Here is a 17,500-nt window from a genome sequence, read left to right on the forward strand (position 1 = left end):
TACCAATAAAGAAGCCCTGCTTGATGACATTCGCAATACCATCGAGAAAGCATCTTTTACGTATATTCGCCAACACGAGATGCGAGGGCTAGGCCCACGCTATCTTAACAGGACGTGACCTGGTCGGTGATGAAGCCTTCGCTGTGGTATTGGCCGATGATCTTTGTATCCATCCGGCAACGGCGTACTCAAACAAATGGTGGCGCTCTATAACCAGTTCCGTTGTTCGATTGTGGCCGTGGAGGAAGTACCTGAAGACGAGACCCATAAATATGGCGTCATTGCAGGCCAAGAGATCAAAGATGACCTTTTCCGCGTAGATAACATGGTGGAAAAACCCGATCCGGGCAGTGCTCCCAGTAATTCTTGCCATCATTGGCCGTTATATTCTGACACCCGACATTTTTGATTTGTTGGAAACGACCCCACCAGGAAAAAATGGTGAAGTACAAATTACTGACGCTTTGTTAAAGCAAGCACAGTCAGGCTGCGTCCTCGCATATAAATTTAAAGGGGAACGTTTTGACTGTGGCAGTGTGGAAGGCTTTATAGAAGCAACCAACCATTGCTATGAGCATCATTATCTCGGTGGCAGCAATAAGATGAAGCGACGGTGAAAAACAGCAAGTAGTGGACGATGCCTCTGAGCGAGCGGGGTTCCAATACGAGTAAGGGCTGTGTAAATATACAGCCTTTTTATTTGGTCATGGTCGTCCCTGTGCGATACTAGGCGACCAACCAGTGAGCTGACTGAGTAGTAGGATAATAATGGACAATATCGACGTCAGAGGCGCGCGTACGCACAACCTCAAAAATATCAACCTCACCATCCCCCGTGACAAGCTGATTGTGATCACCGGTTTGTCCGGCTCAGGGAAATCATCGCTCGCCTTCGATACTCTGTATGCTGAAGGACAGCGTCGCTACGTGGAGTCATTGTCATCGTATGCGCGTCAATTTTTATCCTTGATGGAAAAGCCCGATGTGGATCATATCGAAGGCCTATCTCCCGCGATCTCGATTGAGCAAAAGTCCACGTCACACAACCCCCGCTCCACCGTTGGCACCATCACCGAAGTGTATGACTATTTGCGTTTGCTTTATGCGCGAGTGGGAGAGCCGCGGTGTCCAACGCATGATGTAACGCTGGCTGCACAGACCATTAGTCAGATGGTCGATAAAGTCTTAGCGCTACCAGAAGGCAGTAAGTTGATGTTACTGGCGCCGATCATTAAAAACCGTAAAGGCGAGCACGTTAAAACGTTAGAAAATTTAGCCGCCCAAGGCTTTATTCGTGCCCGAATCAACGGTGAAGTCTGTGATCTGTCCGATCCTCCCACCCTAGAGCTACAAAAAAAACATACCATTGAAGTGGTGGTCGATCGGTTTAAAGTCCGTGAGGATCAACAGCAACGTTTAGCCGAATCCTTTGAAACCGCGCTCGAGCTAACTGGCGGTAGCGCAGTGATCAGTTGGATGGATGGCGACGGCGAAGAAATCATTTTTTCCGCCAACTTTGCGTGTCCACATTGTGGTTACAGCATGCAAGAGCTGGAACCCCGTTTGTTTTCATTTAATAATCCAGCGGGCGCCTGTGGCACTTGTGACGGATTAGGCGTGCAGCAATATTTTGACCGTAAACGGGTCATCCAAAACCCGGCGGTCAGTCTTGCGGGCGGTGCCATTCGTGGCTGGGATCGTCGCAACTTCTATTACTTCCAAATGCTACGGTCACTGTCTGAACACTATGATTTTGATCTAGAAACGCCGTGGCAAGATCTCTCTGGCACCCTTCAAGATATTCTCCTTTATGGCTCAGGCCCGAAAGAGATTGAGTTTAAATACGTCAATGATCGTGGCGACATCCGGGTACGCAAGCATCCCTTTGAGGGGATCCTCAACAATATGGAGCGTCGCTATCGCGATACCGAATCCAATGCCGTCCGTGACGAATTGGCGAAATACATTGCAACCAAGCCTTGTGCCAGCTGTGGCGGCTCACGTTTACGCCAAGAAGCGCGGCATGTCTTTATCGAGCATCGTAATTTGCCCGAAATTTGTGAGCTAAGCATTCAACAAGCACTCGACTTCTTCGAGCAACTTTCGCTTACGGGCCAACGGGCCAAAATTGCCGAAAAGGTGATGAAAGAAATCCATGACCGGTTGCGCTTTTTGGTGAATGTGGGCCTCAACTACCTCAATCTCTCGCGCAGCGCCGATACGTTATCGGGCGGCGAAGCACAACGTATTCGCCTCGCTAGCCAAATCGGTGCAGGGCTGGTCGGTGTCATGTACGTATTGGATGAACCATCGATTGGCTTGCATCAACGGGATAACGCCCGCTTGCTAGAAACCCTGGAGCATCTGCGCGATTTGGGGAATACCGTGATGGTGGTCGAACACGATGAAGATGCCATCCGAGCCGCAGACTACATCATCGATATTGGACCAGGTGCGGGAATTCACGGTGGCCAGATCGTCGCCGAAGGGGGCCTGGACGATATTTTAGCCAGTGAGGCCTCTCTCACCGGCCAATACCTCAGCGGCCGAAAAGAGATTGCCGTGCCACCACAGCGGATCCAACGCGATCCTAACAAGATGTTGGTGCTCAAAGGTGCAACCGGAAATAACCTCAAAAATGTCGATCTGCATTTGCCCGTTGGTTTGCTAACCTGTGTCACGGGCGTGTCTGGGTCGGGTAAATCCACGCTGATCAACGATACCTTCTTTAAAGTGGCCCATCAGCAGTTAAACGGGGCAACCACCGCCGAGCCTGCCCCCTATGAATCGATTGATGGGCTGGGTCACTTTGATAAAGTCATCGATATCGATCAAAGCCCGATTGGCCGTACACCAAGATCGAACCCAGCCACCTACACCGGCATTTTCACCCCGATCCGCGAACTCTTCGCGGGCACGCAAGAAGCCCGCGCTCGGGGCTATAAAGTCGGCCGTTTTAGCTTCAACGTGCGTGGCGGTCGCTGCGAAGCCTGCCACGGTGATGGGGTTATCAAAGTGGAGATGCACTTTTTACCCGACGTTTATGTCCCGTGTGATGTGTGTAAAGGTAAACGCTATAATCGCGAGACCCTCGAAGTACGTTACAAAGGCAAAACCATTGATGAAGTGCTGGAGATGACAGTAGAGGATGCGCGTGAGTTCTTTGATGCCGTCCCTGCCATCAAACGGAAACTGCAAACCTTGATGGATGTTGGCTTAAGTTATGTTCGTCTCGGCCAAGCTGCCACCACGTTGTCTGGCGGTGAAGCGCAACGGGTCAAACTGGCAAGAGAGCTGTCTAAACGTGATACCGGTAAAACCCTGTACATTCTCGACGAGCCTACGACAGGGTTACACTTCCACGACATTCAACAACTCCTCAACGTTCTGCATCGTTTGCGCGAGCAAGGAAATACCATCGTGGTGATTGAACACAATTTGGATGTGATAAAAACCGCTGATTGGATCATCGACCTCGGCCCAGAAGGCGGTAATGGCGGCGGAGAAATCATCGCCCAAGGCACACCGGAAGACATCGTTGATGTGAGTGGCAGCCACACCGCCCACTTCCTTAAACCAATATTGGAGCGATAATGACCTCAGCGCTGCCCCCTAGCCGCGTGATACGCAAGCCGTTGACGGCGCCATTTTTGGTGGCTTTAGCGGCTTTGTGGCTAATGTGCCTGCCACTCTATGCCGTCTCTTTGCCTTTGGTCGGTATACGCCATCCGGCGGCAGCGCTGTCATTATTAACCCTAGCCTTCACACTGGGGTTTGCCGGTTTAGAAGTCATCCGACAGCATACTTGGCGGGCAAGCCGACTCACTGGGACGCTAGCACTTGCTACAGGCTTGGCTATTATCCCTTATTTTTACCCGCAGGCGCAGGCGCAAAACAGCGGTTATGCTCTCGCCGCTCTGGTACTCAGCCTGGGGTTCTTCTCTAGCCTGCAACAGTTTATTTTTAATCACACTCAACGACAAAAGCTACTCGCTGTGTTGTTATTAGCCTCTTGGCTCGCGGTGTTATCGGTATTGGGGAACCAGCCACCTCCGGGCATGGCTCCCTTTATGTTTGATCAATGGGTCCCACACCTGCCTCCGGCAGTCACCCATACCTTACTGCTGACCGGATTAACCTTGGCGGCCTATATTCTAGCCAGAGAGCCCAGTGGTCGATATCGTCATCCAGTGAGCCAAAGCCTGCTCGCGTTGACGCCTCTGGCCTTTATTCCCGTACTCGCGATGCAGGGACAGCCTCTGCTCCTTCTCTTTGCCCTCTGTGCGATTGCATTACAACAAGTGTATTTGGCTCGGTTCGCGTCTCGACGCCAGCATTTGGCTTGGTTGCTCGCGATCTCGGCTGGCGCAATATTGGCGGTATTTGGCCTGAACGATCAAGACAGTTGGCAATGGCTGACTGCAGGCGATCAACGTGCTCTCATGCTGGCTTGGCAGCAATGGCAGATGACACCCTTTTTTGGTGTGGGCATGGGCAATGGAAAACCAGCCTTGTTATTGCTCTCAGCCTCACAAGCCGGCCACCAAGGTCCGGTCACGCTACCGAGCGCCTTATTGCTGTGGCTGATTGAAGGCGGCTTACTTATTGCCTTAGGCTATCTCTTGGTACTGGCCGCGCTGGCGGTCCGCATCCTACGCGCACCATCTGGCACGCGGCGAGTGTTAGTCGCATTGGTGTTGCCACCGCTCACTGGACTGATGATTTATCCGGCCAGTGGCACACAGTGGTTTAACGGCGTGTTATTACTGCTCTGGCTCTATTGGTTGGACAATTTAACCAGTAAATATCGTCGCTATCCCGTGCTCTCGCACCGCTATAGCCAACGTATTGCCAGCCGGACAGTGATCTCAGCGCTCGTGCTCGCCACCTTACTGTGCCTGTCATCGGTTTATTTGGCCAACCGCTATTTACGCGAATCCTTATTAACCTCACAGCGTTTTGCTTTGTATCAACAACACCCATGGTGGCAAAAAAAACTGTACCACGCCCAACAAGATCGCCGCTTTCAAACCGATTTGGCGACCCTGTCCGATGCTGCTCGCCACCAGCACCTTAACGCGTTATTGCGCCAAACCGCTCAGCACCCGCACTTCTCTGGTTATCAGCACGCCTATCAAGTGGCATTGCAAATCGGTGACCATCAACGCGCAAGGGATATTCAACAAGAGGCCCGCTATTTGTTTCCGCAAGCGGCCAAGGTATGGACCACTCGCCACACCTTACCCGCTGCGAGTCAACCTTAGCGCAACGCGTCTTCTAGCGCTTTAAGGCACAGAGCAATGTTCTCTTGACGTGCTCCATACCCCATCAGACCAATGCGCCATGCTTTACCTGCCAAGTCGCCCAGCCCAGCACCGATCTCTAGGTTATACGTATTGAGTAGGTGCTGACGGACGGCAGCATCATCCGCCCCTTGTGGAATGTATATCGCATTGAGTTGTGGCAAGCGATACGGCTCCTCGACGACAAAGGTGATCCCTAGCTCATCCAACCCCGCTTTTAGGCGTTGATGCATATCTTGATGTCGCTGCCATGCATTCTCTATTCCTTCTTGATAGAGCTTGAGCAAGGCTTCGTGCAATGCATATAAGCTATTCACCGGCGCGGTATGGTGGTAGCTACGCTTGCCTTCCCCACTCCAGTAGCCGAGCACCAAGCTTTGATCGAGAAACCAGCTTTGCACCTTGTGAGTACGCGCCTGCATTTTTGCAACAGCATTCGGTGAGAAAGTAACGGGCGATAAACCCGGCACGCACGACAAGCATTTTTGGCTACCGGAATACACCGCATCAAGCTGCCATTCATCCACTTTTAATGGTACCCCGCCGAGTGATGTCACCGCATCGACAATGGTTAAACAGCCATGTTCGCGCGCCAACGTCGCGAGGGCCTGTGCATCAGAACAAGCGCCGGTGGATGTTTCGGCGTGAACAAACGCGAGCATACTGGCATCTGGGTGTGCTTTCAGTGCGTCTTCCACTTTTTGCGGGCTGACTGGGCTTCCCCAGGCATCATCAACCACCACGGCCGTCGCGCCACAACGTTCGACGTTTTCTCGCATTCTGTCGCCAAAAACACCATTGCGACAAACGATCACCTTCTCTCCAGGCTCAACCAAATTGACAAAGCAGGCTTCCATCCCTGCACTGCCAGGCGCCGATATCGCGATGGTAAAAGGGTTCTCCGTCTGAAATGCGTATTGCAGCAGTTGCTTAACTTCATCCATCATGGCGATAAAAAGCGGATCAAGGTGCCCCAACGTTGGACGACTTAGCGCCTGCAATACGGGAGGATAAATATCTGACGGACCTGGCCCCATCAGCGTGCGTGCAACGGGTTGAAATGATTGAATTTCGGAAATTGAACGAGCCATAACCTTTCCTTGTTGTTGGTACAGAGAGCTCACCGTTATAGCATATTTTTTCAACACATCCCTACCGTCAGTTCAAACAAACCCATCACGACAAGCCGCGTGAATAAAACCCGGTTGACACCCTGTGGCCACCCCCGTAGTGTGAATAGCGTTCATGTGGCAACCGACCCATGAACTGAACATGCAGAAGAGGTGCATTTCTCAGGCAGTTATCATACGGAGCCCCACTCCAAAGTGTGATAATCAGGGGAGACAATGCCGAGGTGGCGTAAAGATCGGGGTCGATACGCTACCGGCCTTGAAGGCTGAATCCTTCAGGCTGTCACTTGTCATCCATATGGACAGACAGGTGGAGCGCTTCTGGCAGATTTGCCTGCCGTTTGCTCTTCCTACCTTGTCGCGGCCCACCACCGCGGTCACGATGTGACTTCTGATGTTCCCCATATTTAATGATTAATGATCGTTGCATTATAGAGAGGGGAAAAGGACGTGAACCCATTATCACCGATTTCAGTCGCTAAATTTGGCGGCACTAGCGTTGGCACCATTCATGCGATGCGACAAAGCGCCGATGTTATCGAGCAAAATCCACAAACACGCCTGGTCGTGATCAGTGCTTGCTCCGGGGTGACCAATCACCTGGTTGCCCTGGCACAAGGGATCGACGACCCACAAGCACGTCAAGACAAACTGGCGGCCATCACCACTATCCATCAAACCATATTAACCCAGCTTCCCGACTGCCAAAACACGCAGGCGGAGGTAGATCATTGGCACCTCACGATTGCCGAGTATGCCGATACCGCGGCCTCCGCCCCTAGTACAGCGTTGACGGATGCTTTGGTCGCCTGTGGTGAGCTGATCTCGACCCATATTTTTACCCATTTGCTCAATAGCCGAGGGGTGGCGACGGTGAGGGCCGATGCGCGAGAATTACTGCGCACTGATAGTCAATTCGGCAGCGCCCAGCCTGACCCACAGCAAACCAAGGCACAGTGCCAAGACCAATTACTCCCCCACTTAGCGACACACCTCGTGGTCACGCAAGGGTTTATCGGTGCGGATGCTGCCGGACAGACCACCACACTGGGCCGTGGCGGCAGTGACTATAGTGCCGCGTTATTCGCCGAGGCGATAGAGGCAAAAAGTTTGGCTATCTGGACCGACGTCCCCGGGATTTATACCACCGATCCGCGAATCGCGAGCCAAGCGCGTCCAATCGGCGAGATTAGCTTTAGCGAAGCCTCGGAAATGGCAACCTTTGGTGCCAAGATCCTACATCCATCAACCTTAGTACCTGCCGTACGCCAGCATATTCCGGTGTTTGTCGGCGCGGCGAGAGCCCCAGAACAAGGCGGTACCTGGATCCGTGAGCAAGCGCACTCGGCGCCGCTGTTTCGTGCCGTGGCCCTTAGACGTAACCAAACCATGGTCACGCTGACGAGCTTAAATATGTTTCATACCTACGGCTTTTTGGCCAAGGTATTTGAGATCCTCGCACGCTTTGAGATCTCGGTGGATTTGATTACCACTTCGGAAGTCAGCGTCGCGTTGACCTTGGATCAGACCAATACCCAAGGTGACGCGCCCCAGCTACCCGATGCAGCAGTCGATGAACTTTCTCAGCTATGTCATGTGGATGTTTGTAAACAGCTTGCGGTTGTTGCCTTAATCGGTAATGCGATGAACCAAACGCCGGGTGCGACAGCGTCTGTATTCAATGCTCTGGAGCAAACCAAACTACGGATGATTTGCTACGGTGCCAGTAACCATAATGTCTGCGTGGTGGTGGACGAGTACGACGCCACTGACGTAGTACAGCGCCTACATGCCGATTTATTTGAGTAGGTGTCCCGTCCTAATATAGGTTGACAGTTTTTAGGCCAGCTCCAGTAGCTGGCCTTTTTTATTATGCACCTGATTGGGGGTTGCCATACTTAAACTTAGGTGCGGTCTCATTTCGTTGTATATCGCTATCGATTCTTTTACCAGTATTTTAAGCTCTGTCAGTGTCTTACACCGGTACAGTAAAAACTCATGCTTCAGTATGCCATTGACTCTTTCCGCTAACGCGTTTTGGTAGCAATCATAACCATCCGTCATCGACGGCTGGATTTGACTCTCCTGTAGCGCACTCTGATAAACGGCTGAGCAGTATTGCGAACCTCGGTCTGAGTGATGTACCGCATTGCCGATATAGCGCTTATCTTTGACGGCCATTTTCAGCGCTTTCACTACATTGTCGACTTTCATATCTTCGCTAACGTGATGACCCACTATCTTGCGTGAGTTGGCATCGGTCACCAGTGACAGATAGTGCACACCTTGGTCTGATTCAACATAAGTGATGTCGCTGACCAGTACATGCGCAGCATCATGCAGTCCGTCTTCTTTTAGCAGGTTAGGATGCTTCTTCATCCAGTGCTTACTACACGTAGTTTTTGTGTAGCTTTTCTTGGGTTTAACCAGTAAGCCTTCGCTTCTCAGATAGCTAAAAAACCCGTCTCGCCCTAGCTTAATTTCGTGTTCAACTAGCTTGGGCTTTACCAACGCGTAGAGCTTACGCGCCCCTAACCTCGGCATATACTTACGCCAGTATTGGACCCAGTCTCTGATGATTGATAGTTCAGCTCTTCGGCTTTCCATTCGAGCAACGGCTTGATAGACACCTTGCCGAGAAATGCCTGTGGCACGACATGCCGCCGCTAACTTTATTTTACTTTTGGCTTTGGCTTGCCAGATGTACCGGATAAGTACTTTTTTCTGAGGCCGGCTCCGTACTCATTGTCCATGATATCGACCATACCATTGAGGATTTGGTTACGCAGTTTCTCTTCGGCTAACTCACGCTCAAGGCGCTTGATAGTTTCGGATGGGGTTTCTTTTGAATGTGGCATAAGGGGATGCTGAAATGGCTTCGACCAATCGAGTCTACCATGTTTTCTGAGCCAGACGAGTACCGTTGAGCGGCCCTGAATGCCAAAACGGGCTTGAGCTTGTTTGTACGTCATTTCGCCTTTTTCAACACGCTCTACAACGCCTAATTTAAAGGCTAAGGTGTAATCACGTTGCGTGCGCTTACGGCTTGAATTACTTGATGTTGTCATAAAGAAGTCCTCTTTATGTCAACGTATTTCAGGACGGGACAAGGTTCAGAATAAAGCCAGCGCACCGGCTGGCTTTATTGATTACGCATTTAAGTTAGGGCCGAGCCACTTTTCTGCCTCTTCCGTGCTCCAACCTTTACGGGCGGCATAGCTATCTCGCTGATCCGCTTGGATCTTGGCCACCGAAAAATAGCGTGACTCCGGGTGGGAAAAATACCAACCCGACACCGAGGCCCCCGGCCACATGGCATAGCTTTCTGTCAGCGTCATCCCGGTATGCGCCTCAACCGATAACAGCTGCCAGATTTTGCCTTTTTCGGTATGCTCAGGGCACGCTGCATAGCCAGGCGCTGGGCGGATCCCTTGGTATTGTTCTCGTATCAAGGCGTCATTATCCAGTGTTTCACCCGCCGCATAGCCCCACAGCGTTATTCGAATTTGTTGATGCAAATATTCCGCAAACGCCTCAGCCAGCCGATCGGCGACGGCTTGGATCATAATCGCGTTGTAGTCATCCCCGTTGGCTTTGTAAGCATCCGCCAGTTCATGCTCTCCCATGCCACCCGTTACCGCAAACGCACCGATCCAATCGGGCTGCTTACTGGCTTTCGGCGCAATAAAGTCGGCAAGGCAGTAGTTGGCACCGCGCGGCTTTTTGGTTTGTTGACGTAAGTGATTAAGCACCACCGCGACGTCTTGCCGAGAGGTGTCGTGATAAACTTCAATATCATCATCGATCGCATTGGCGGGGAATAAGCCACAGACCCCTTTTGCCGTGATCAAGCCGTCCGCTTCAAACCGATCGAGCCAGGCATTAGCATCTTGATACAGGCGACGTGCCTCCTCACCTACCAGCTCGTGATCTAAAATCGCTGGAAACTTCCCACTCAACGACCAGGTCATAAAGAACGGGGTCCAATCAATGTATTGGCGGAGCGTGGCAATCGACACATCATCATAAACATGGATCCCCGGTTTTACGGGCTGTGGCGGCGTATAACTCGCCCAATCAGTTTGCCATTTATTCGCTCTCGCCACCTCCAGGGTCACCGGTGGGGTGCGCGGAGTTTTACGTTGGTGTTGTTCACGCACCGACACATACTCGTTTTGTAACCGTGCGACAAAGTCTGGATATTGTGTGGATGACAGGAGCGACGAACAGACGCCCACTGCACGTGACGCATTAGGCACATAGACCACAGGCGCGTGATAATGCTGCTCAATTTTGACGGCTGTATGTGCTTTCGACGTCGTCGCTCCACCAATAAGTAATGGCACATCAAAGCCTTGCCGTTCCATCTCTTTGGCAACGTTGACCATCTCATCCAAAGACGGTGTGATAAGGCCGGATAAGCCAATAATATCAACTTGTTCTTCACGTGCGACCGACAGTATTTTCTCAGTGGGGACCATGACACCCAAATCGATGATCTCAAAGTTATTGCACTGTAAGACCACGCCAACAATATTCTTACCGATATCGTGAACATCCCCCTTCACTGTGGCCAATAAAATCTTACCGTTGGTTTGGCTCTGTTGTTTCTCCGCATTGATGTAGGGCTCTAGGTAAGCGACCGCTTGTTTCATCACACGCGCCGATTTTACCACCTGAGGCAGGAACATTTTTCCTTCACCAAACAGGTCTCCTACCACATTCATGCCCGCCATTAACGGGCCTTCAATTACCTCGAGTGGTTTACTCGCCGCCTGACGCGCTTGTTCGGTATCCTCAACAATAAACTCAGTGATCCCTTTGACCAGTGCGTGCTCAAGCCGTTGATTCACCGGCCAACCTCGCCACTCCGCCGTCTCTGCGACTTCGTTTTCACCGTGATCACGGTAGCTGTCCGCCAGGGCCAATAATCGGTCTGTCGCGTCATTGTCCTTATTACTCACCACATCTTCGACGGCCAGCCGCAACGATTCAGGAAGATCATCGTAAATAGCCAGCTGTCCGGCGTTGACGATCCCCATGTCCATGCCATTTTTAATACAGTGATACAGGAATACGGCATGAATGGCTTCACGCACTGGGTTATTGCCGCGAAACGAGAAAGACACGTTCGATACGCCGCCAGAAATCATCGCATGTGGCAGGTTTTGTTTGATATCCGCGACCGCGTTAATGAAATCGACCGCGTAGTTATTGTGTTCTTCAATCCCAGTGGCAATCGCAAAAATATTCGGATCGAAAATGATGTCTTCAGGTGGGAAGCCCACGCGGTCCACTAACAGGTGATAAGCGCGAGTACAAATCTCGACTTTTCGTTCACGGGTATCGGCTTGGCCTTGCTCATCAAACGCCATCACAATCACCGCGGCCCCATAGCGGCGGACAAGACGTGCTTGTCGAATAAAGGCATCTTCGCCTTCTTTTAACGAAATGGAATTGACGATCCCCTTACCTTGAATGCACTTGAGCCCCGCTTCGATAATCTCCCATTTAGAAGAGTCAATCATCACGGGGACACGGGCAATATCAGGCTCCGTGGCACACAAGTTGAGAAAACGCACCATCGCCTGCTGCGCATCGAGCATGCCTTCATCCATATTAATGTCGATCACTTGCGCGCCGCTCTCGACCTGCTGCAGCGCGACCTCCAGTGCCTCGTCATACTGCTCATCGACAATTAAACGCTTAAACCGCGCAGAGCCCGTCACATTGGTGCGCTCTCCCACATTGACAAACAAACTATCGGCATTAATGGTCAACGGCTCAAGGCCTGATAGCCGGCAGGCTACCGGATGAGATGGGAGCGTGCGTGGTGCGTGCTTGGCCACTACCTCGCTGATGGCTTGAATATGCTCTGGTGTGGTCCCACAACACCCTCCTACCAAGTTAATAAAACCAGACGCTGCCCACTCGTCGATGTGTGTTGCCATCTCTTCAGGCGAGAGATCGTATTCGCCAAAGGCATTAGGCAAGCCGGCATTGGGGTGAACAGAGACATAGCCTTCGCAGATATCGCTCAACTCTTTGACATACTGACGCAGCTCGGCGGGCCCAAGGGCACAGTTCAAACCAAAAGAGAGCGGCTCTGCGTGGCGTAAGGAATGATAAAACGCCGCGGTGGTTTGTCCCGATAAGGTACGGCCTGAAGCATCAGTGATAGTACCGGAAATCATGATGGGCAAGCGCTGCCCACGTGTATCAAACACTTTCTCAACCGCAAAGGCACACGCTTTTGCATTCAAGGTATCAAAGATGGTTTCCAGCATGATGATATCAACCCCCCCCTCGATCAGCGCTTCGGTGGATTCGGCATACACCTCAACCAATTGATCAAAGCTGACATTGCGAAAACCTGGGTCGTTAACATCGGGGGAGATGGAGCAGGTGCGGTTAGTAGGGCCTAGAACCCCTGCGACAAAGCGTGGTTTATCGGGCGTTTTGGCACTCCACGTATCGGCGACCTCGCGCGCAAGCCGGGCTGCCGCTAGGTTAATTTCCTCACTCAGTGCCTGCATGTCGTAATCGGCCATCGCGATTTGCGTGGCATTAAAGGTATTGGTCTCAATAATGTCGGCGCCAGCTGCCAAGTAGTCGCTGTGTAAGGCCTCTATTTTATCTGGCTGGGTGAGCACCAAGAGATCATTGTTCCCTTTGACATCGCAATGCCAATCTTTAAAACGTGCGCCTCGATAATCAGCCTCACTCAGCCTTAGCCCCTGAATCATGGTACCCATACCACCATCGATGACTAAAATACGCTCAGCTAATTGTTGTGTTAATCGGTCCATATTTATCACGCTGCATCATCTTCCTGGTTGCGATAGTTTTATCCTACCACAGTCAATTTGGAAATCTAGACGTCTATAAATATGAATTAATTTTGATCTATTTCAATTAAGCTGTTCGTTTTGAGAGCGATTTCCATTAATATTTTGACACTCTTTTTTACTCCTCGTCGTACTAGGAAGCTGCATGTCGACCTACGCAATCCTAAGCTTTATGGCTGCCGCGGCCATCTTTATCGCGTTTATCAATAGTAAAATCAGCCGAGTACAAACTACTATTGCGATCACCGCCAGTTCACTGATGCTCTCTTTACTCATCGTGATAGCCGGTCAGTATCAAGCCATCCCATTAAAAACAATGGCTGAGCAAATACTGACAGATATTCATTTCGATACATTTTTACTCAAGGGCGTGCTCGGATTCCTGCTCTTCGCCGGTGGTATTGGGGTCAAACTGCCCTCTTTTTCTGATCAAAAATGGGAAATTACATCCCTGGTTATCGGTGGGTTACTGGTCTCTGTTTTCACCATAGGCATCGGCATTTGGGGCGTTTTTCAGCTGATCAATATTCCTTTTGATTTCATTTACTGCCTGCTCTTTGGTGCGCTAATTTCACCGACAGATCCCATTGCCGTCCTAGCCATTGTCAAGAAACTGCAAGCACCAATGCGGATTACCACCCAAATCGAAGGAGAGTCATTGTTTAACGACGGGGTCGGTATTGTTATTTTCGTGACCCTATTTACCCTAGCGTTTGGTGACAGCGATCCGACAGTAAGTGGCACGCTTGCGTTGTTCTTACAAGAGGCAATAGGTGGGGTTTTATACGGCCTGATATTAGGTTATCTGTTCCATCGCCTAATCTGCGCGACCAATGATCATTCAATGGAACTACTACTAACACTGGCTATACCAAGCGCGGGATATGTGCTTGCCGATATCTTTCATGTATCCGGCCCACTGGCGATGGTCGTTTCTGGGATAATGATTGGTAACTGGACGCGCTTTATTGGCTTTTCCAAAGAAAGTGAAGACCACCTGGATCACTTTTGGGAGCTGGTCGATGAGTTTCTTAACAGCCTGCTTTTTTTGTTGATCGGGGTTAGCCTGTTGCAGATTAGTTTCCACCAAGAAGACTGGATTATTATGGCAGCGGTCGTACCCATTGTACTTCTCGCTCGCTATATCAGCGTTAAGACATGTTACCTAGGCTTTAATCGTTTCCGTCAGTATAACCCTTGGGCAGTTCGTATTTTAACTTGGGGAGGATTGAGAGGTGGACTGGCGCTTGCCATGGCGATGGCAGTGCCTGCAGGTATCATAGTGGTTCCCGATAAAAACATCGACGTGCGGGAGTTGATACTGGTTATGACGTATGCCGTCGTCGTATTCTCAATACTGGTACAAGGGTCGACCATGGCAGGAATGGTCGATAAGGCCAATGCCGCTCAAGATGACATGGATCATCGCCAACCTTGAGTCACTTTTTAATCGGGCGCCATTATGACGCCCTATCATTCGTCAACAGTGAAGTTGGACTCTGAAAATGTAGCCAAATCGAATGGTGTCATTTGATAAACACAGTAATTTAGCCAATTAGCAAACAATAAATGCCCATGACTACGCCAACTCACATAGGGGGGTTGCGAAGGATCATTGTCAGGGTAATAGTTAATTGGAACCTCTGGCTCCATACCTTCCTCAAGATCCCGATGGTATTCATGATGCAATGTGTGCGAATCATACTCGGGATGGCCAGTCACGAACACATTACGCTTATCCTTTGTTGCAGCTAGATAGGTTCCAGCCTGCGTAGATGTCGCCAAGATATCAAGATCAGTATGCTCACTCAGAAAACTGGGAGAGAAATCCGCATAACGAGAGTGCGGTGCAAGGAAGCTATCATCAAACCCACGGAGTAGGGGGTGGGTCGTGAGTGTCTCATTTATATGGTGGCGATATACCCCAGATAACTTCTCTTTACGTGTTTTCTTGGGTAAGTCATAAAGGAGCTTTAAGCCCGCCTGTGCGGCCCAACAAATATAGAGAGTAGAAGTCACATGTTGATGCGCCCAATTCATCACATCCTGCAAATGCTCCCAATAAATCACATCTTCAAACTGGACGAGACCTAATGGCGCACCGGTGACAATCAAGCCGTCAAAATTACGCGCGCGTACCGTCTCAAACTGGCGGTAAAAAGTATCCAAGTGCTCTGTCGGCGTATTTTTACTTGGCCGGTTATCAATTCGCAACAGTTCCACATCGACTTGTAGAGGACTGTTAGACAGCAGACGCATAAATTGCGTTTCAGTCTCGATCTTTTTGGGCATCAAGTTAAGCAACAACACCTTCAACGGGCGAATGTTCTGACTAACTGCCCGCGTCTGCGACATCACAAAGATGTTTTCTCGGCGAAGAATGTTAGTGGCGGGGAGCTGATCCGGGATTTTTATCGGCATCACTGCCTCCTAGGGATGTTTAGACGTCCAGATACCTAATAACATAACGTAGTGTCTGATTAAGCTCAAGCTATAATCAGTGCTCACCCTCAATCATCCTGATCAAGATAGAAAACCCGCTAGAATAGAACCAAAATAAAAAGAGGTGGGCTAAAACGAAAAAAGCCCCCCGCAAAGCGGAGGGCTTAAAATGGCTCTTGGCAGTGACCTACTCTCACATGGGGAGACCCCACACTACCATCGGCGCAGTAACGTTTCACTTCTGAGTTCGGCATGGATTCAGGTGGGACCGCTACGCTATGGCTACCAAGAAAATTCTGGTGCTGATAGGCAGATTTGAACTGCCGACCTCACCCTTACCAAGGGTGCGCTCTACCAACTGAGCTATATCAGCAAAATCGTTATCAACGTCTTACTTATTGATGTTTAAATTTTTCTCATCAAAGTCTTACGCATATCCGCTTTGATGCTTAAATCCGTTTTTGCCTTCAGATTTTTCCAAAAATCTGAAAACAAGAAAGCAAGCCTGGCGATGTCCTACTCTCACATGGGGAGACCCCACACTACCATCGGCGCTGCTTCGTTTCACTACTGAGTTCGGCATGGAGTCAGGTGGGTCCAAAGCGCTATGGTCGCCAAGCAAAATTTTGTAATCTAGAAAGCTGTTCGTTCTCGCCACAATCAACTGGCTTATTTCGAGTCCAACCCAAAACCTCTTGGGTGTTGTATGGTTAAGCCGCACGGGCAATTAGTACAGGTTAGCTCAACGCCTCACAGCGCTTACACACCCTGCCTATCAACGTCGTAGTCTACGACAACCCTTTAGAGAGCTCGAAGCTCTAGGGATGACTCATCTCGGGGCCAGCTTCGCGCTTAGATGCTTTCAGCGCTTATCTGTGCCGAACTTAGCTACCGGGCAATGCGTCTGGCGACACAACCCGAACACCAGCGGTTCGTCCACTCCGGTCCTCTCGTACTAGGAGCAGCTCCCCTCAATCATCCAACGCCCACGGCAGATAGGGACCGAACTGTCTCACGACGTTCTAAACCCAGCTCGCGTACCACTTTAAATGGCGAACAGCCATACCCTTGGGACCGACTTCAGCCCCAGGATGTGATGAGCCGACATCGAGGTGCCAAACACCGCCGTCGATATGAACTCTTGGGCGGTATCAGCCTGTTATCCCCGGAGTACCTTTTATCCGTTGAGCGATGGCCCTTCCATTCAGAACCACCGGATCACTATGACCTACTTTCGTACCTGCTCGAGCCGTCACTCTCGCAGTTAAGCGGGCTTATGCCATTGCACTAACCTCACGATGTCCGACCGTGATTAGCCCACCTTCGTGCTCCTCCGTTACTCTTTGGGAGGAGACCGCCCCAGTCAAACTACCCACCAGGCACTGTCCTCACCCCCGATAAGGGGGCTAAGTTAGAACATCAAACATACAAGGGTGGTATTTCAAGGTTGGCTCCACGACAACTGGCGTCGCCGTTTCAAAGCCTCCCACCTATCCTACACATGTAGGCTCAATGTTCAGTGCCAAGCTGTAGTAAAGGTTCACGGGGTCTTTCCGTCTAGCCGCGGGTACACAGCATCTTCACTGCGATTTCAATTTCACTGAGTCTCGGGTGGAGACAGCGTGGCCATCATTACGCCATTCGTGCAGGTCGGAACTTACCCGACAAGGAATTTCGCTACCTTAGGACCGTTATAGTTACGGCCGCCGTTTACCGGGGCTTCGATCAATGGCTTCTCTTGCGATAACCACATCAATTAACCTTCCGGCACCGGGCA

General features: G+C 50.8%; 8 protein-coding genes, 1 tRNA gene, 3 rRNA genes, 1 pseudogene and 1 riboswitch (1 of these 14 cut by a window edge). Of the genes and pseudogenes, 5 read left to right on the forward strand and 8 right to left on the reverse strand.

The genetic code is table 11. From position 1 onward, the window contains the following. The 3 genes and pseudogenes from BUQ98_RS09465 to BUQ98_RS09475 form a co-directional block, all read left to right on the forward strand. Positions 1-617: pseudogene (locus BUQ98_RS09465) on the forward strand (UTP--glucose-1-phosphate uridylyltransferase); the annotation flags it as partial. Positions 618-768: 151 nt separating this feature from the next. Beyond that, positions 769-3,594: an excinuclease ABC subunit UvrA gene (gene uvrA / locus BUQ98_RS09470; protein ID WP_074213645.1), complete on the forward strand. Its 2,826-nt coding sequence runs from the start codon at positions 769-771 to the stop codon at positions 3,592-3,594. After that, entirely contained in the window at positions 3,594-5,264 is a 1,671-nt protein-coding gene (locus tag BUQ98_RS09475) for a Wzy polymerase domain-containing protein (RefSeq protein WP_074213646.1), read from the forward strand. Before uvrA ends, BUQ98_RS09475 begins: the two co-directional genes overlap by 1 nt. Here the strand turns inward: BUQ98_RS09475 and BUQ98_RS09480 are convergent. After that, a complete protein-coding gene (locus BUQ98_RS09480; RefSeq protein ID WP_074213647.1) occupies positions 5,261-6,394 on the reverse strand; it encodes a pyridoxal-phosphate-dependent aminotransferase family protein in 1,134 nt (377 codons plus the stop codon). The two genes, BUQ98_RS09475 and BUQ98_RS09480, sit on opposite strands and share 4 nt — an antisense overlap. Before the next feature lie 179 nt (positions 6,395-6,573). Continuing rightward, a riboswitch (Lysine riboswitch) is annotated at positions 6,574-6,762 on the forward strand. A 121-nt stretch (positions 6,763-6,883) separates the two neighbouring features. On the opposite strand from BUQ98_RS09480, the gene lysC reads away from it, so the two are divergent. Further along, complete coding sequence (gene lysC / locus BUQ98_RS09490) at positions 6,884-8,242, forward strand: lysine-sensitive aspartokinase 3 (protein ID WP_074213649.1); 1,359 nt, start codon at positions 6,884-6,886, stop codon at positions 8,240-8,242. 30 nt (positions 8,243-8,272) lie between these two features. Here lysC and BUQ98_RS16805 read toward each other — a convergent pair. Together BUQ98_RS16805 and metH are read right to left on the reverse strand one after the other, a co-directional pair. Next, positions 8,273-9,501, reverse strand: a protein-coding gene (locus BUQ98_RS16805; protein WP_139294610.1) for an IS3 family transposase whose coding sequence is annotated in 2 segments (ribosomal slippage) — positions 8,273-9,150 and positions 9,150-9,501 — 1,230 coding nt in all. Because the reading frame shifts where the segments join, the coding sequence is not laid out codon by codon here. A gap of 81 nt (positions 9,502-9,582) precedes the next feature. Beyond that, the gene (gene metH / locus BUQ98_RS09505; protein WP_074213650.1) at positions 9,583-13,242 is read right to left on the reverse strand and encodes a methionine synthase; all 3,660 of its coding nucleotides are present in this window, start codon (positions 13,240-13,242) and stop codon (positions 9,583-9,585) included. 184 nt (positions 13,243-13,426) lie between these two features. Between metH and BUQ98_RS09510 the strand changes: the two genes are divergently transcribed. Further along, the gene (locus BUQ98_RS09510) at positions 13,427-14,719 is read left to right on the forward strand and encodes a cation:proton antiporter (RefSeq protein ID WP_074213651.1); all 1,293 of its coding nucleotides are present in this window, start codon (positions 13,427-13,429) and stop codon (positions 14,717-14,719) included. Positions 14,720-14,754: 35 nt separating this feature from the next. Here BUQ98_RS09510 and metA read toward each other — a convergent pair whose 3' ends face one another. The 5 genes from metA to BUQ98_RS09535 all read right to left on the reverse strand — a co-directional run. Next, the gene (gene metA, locus BUQ98_RS09515) at positions 14,755-15,702 is read right to left on the reverse strand and encodes a homoserine O-acetyltransferase MetA (RefSeq protein WP_074213652.1); all 948 of its coding nucleotides are present in this window, start codon (positions 15,700-15,702) and stop codon (positions 14,755-14,757) included. 195 nt (positions 15,703-15,897) lie between these two features. Continuing rightward, positions 15,898-16,013 (reverse strand): 5S ribosomal RNA (rrf, locus tag BUQ98_RS09520). A gap of 7 nt (positions 16,014-16,020) precedes the next feature. Continuing rightward, positions 16,021-16,096, reverse strand: a tRNA-Thr gene (locus BUQ98_RS09525). A gap of 130 nt (positions 16,097-16,226) precedes the next feature. Continuing rightward, positions 16,227-16,342 (reverse strand): 5S ribosomal RNA (gene rrf, locus BUQ98_RS09530). An 87-nt stretch (positions 16,343-16,429) separates the two neighbouring features. After that, positions 16,430-17,500: ribosomal RNA gene (locus BUQ98_RS09535) — 23S ribosomal RNA — on the reverse strand; it runs 1,819 nt beyond the window's last position.

Source organism: Salinivibrio sp. ES.052 (assembly GCF_900141775.1).
Classification (GTDB): Bacteria; Pseudomonadota; Gammaproteobacteria; order Enterobacterales; family Vibrionaceae; genus Salinivibrio.

What these genes read in the sequence shown, in the direction of transcription:
- uvrA (WP_074213645.1), top strand. Translation starts at nt 769, where the DNA reads ATGGACAATATCGACGTCAGAGGCGCGCGTACGCACAACCTCAAAAAT.
- BUQ98_RS09475 (WP_074213646.1), top strand. Translation starts at nt 3,594, where the DNA reads ATGACCTCAGCGCTGCCCCCTAGCCGCGTGATACGCAAGCCGTTGACG.
- BUQ98_RS09480 (WP_074213647.1), bottom strand. Translation starts at nt 6,394, where the DNA reads ATGGCTCGTTCAATTTCCGAAATTCAATCATTTCAACCCGTTGCACGC.
- metH (WP_074213650.1), bottom strand. Translation starts at nt 13,242, where the DNA reads ATGGACCGATTAACACAACAATTAGCTGAGCGTATTTTAGTCATCGAT.
- BUQ98_RS09510 (WP_074213651.1), top strand. Translation starts at nt 13,427, where the DNA reads ATGTCGACCTACGCAATCCTAAGCTTTATGGCTGCCGCGGCCATCTTT.
- metA (WP_074213652.1), bottom strand. Translation starts at nt 15,702, where the DNA reads ATGCCGATAAAAATCCCGGATCAGCTCCCCGCCACTAACATTCTTCGC.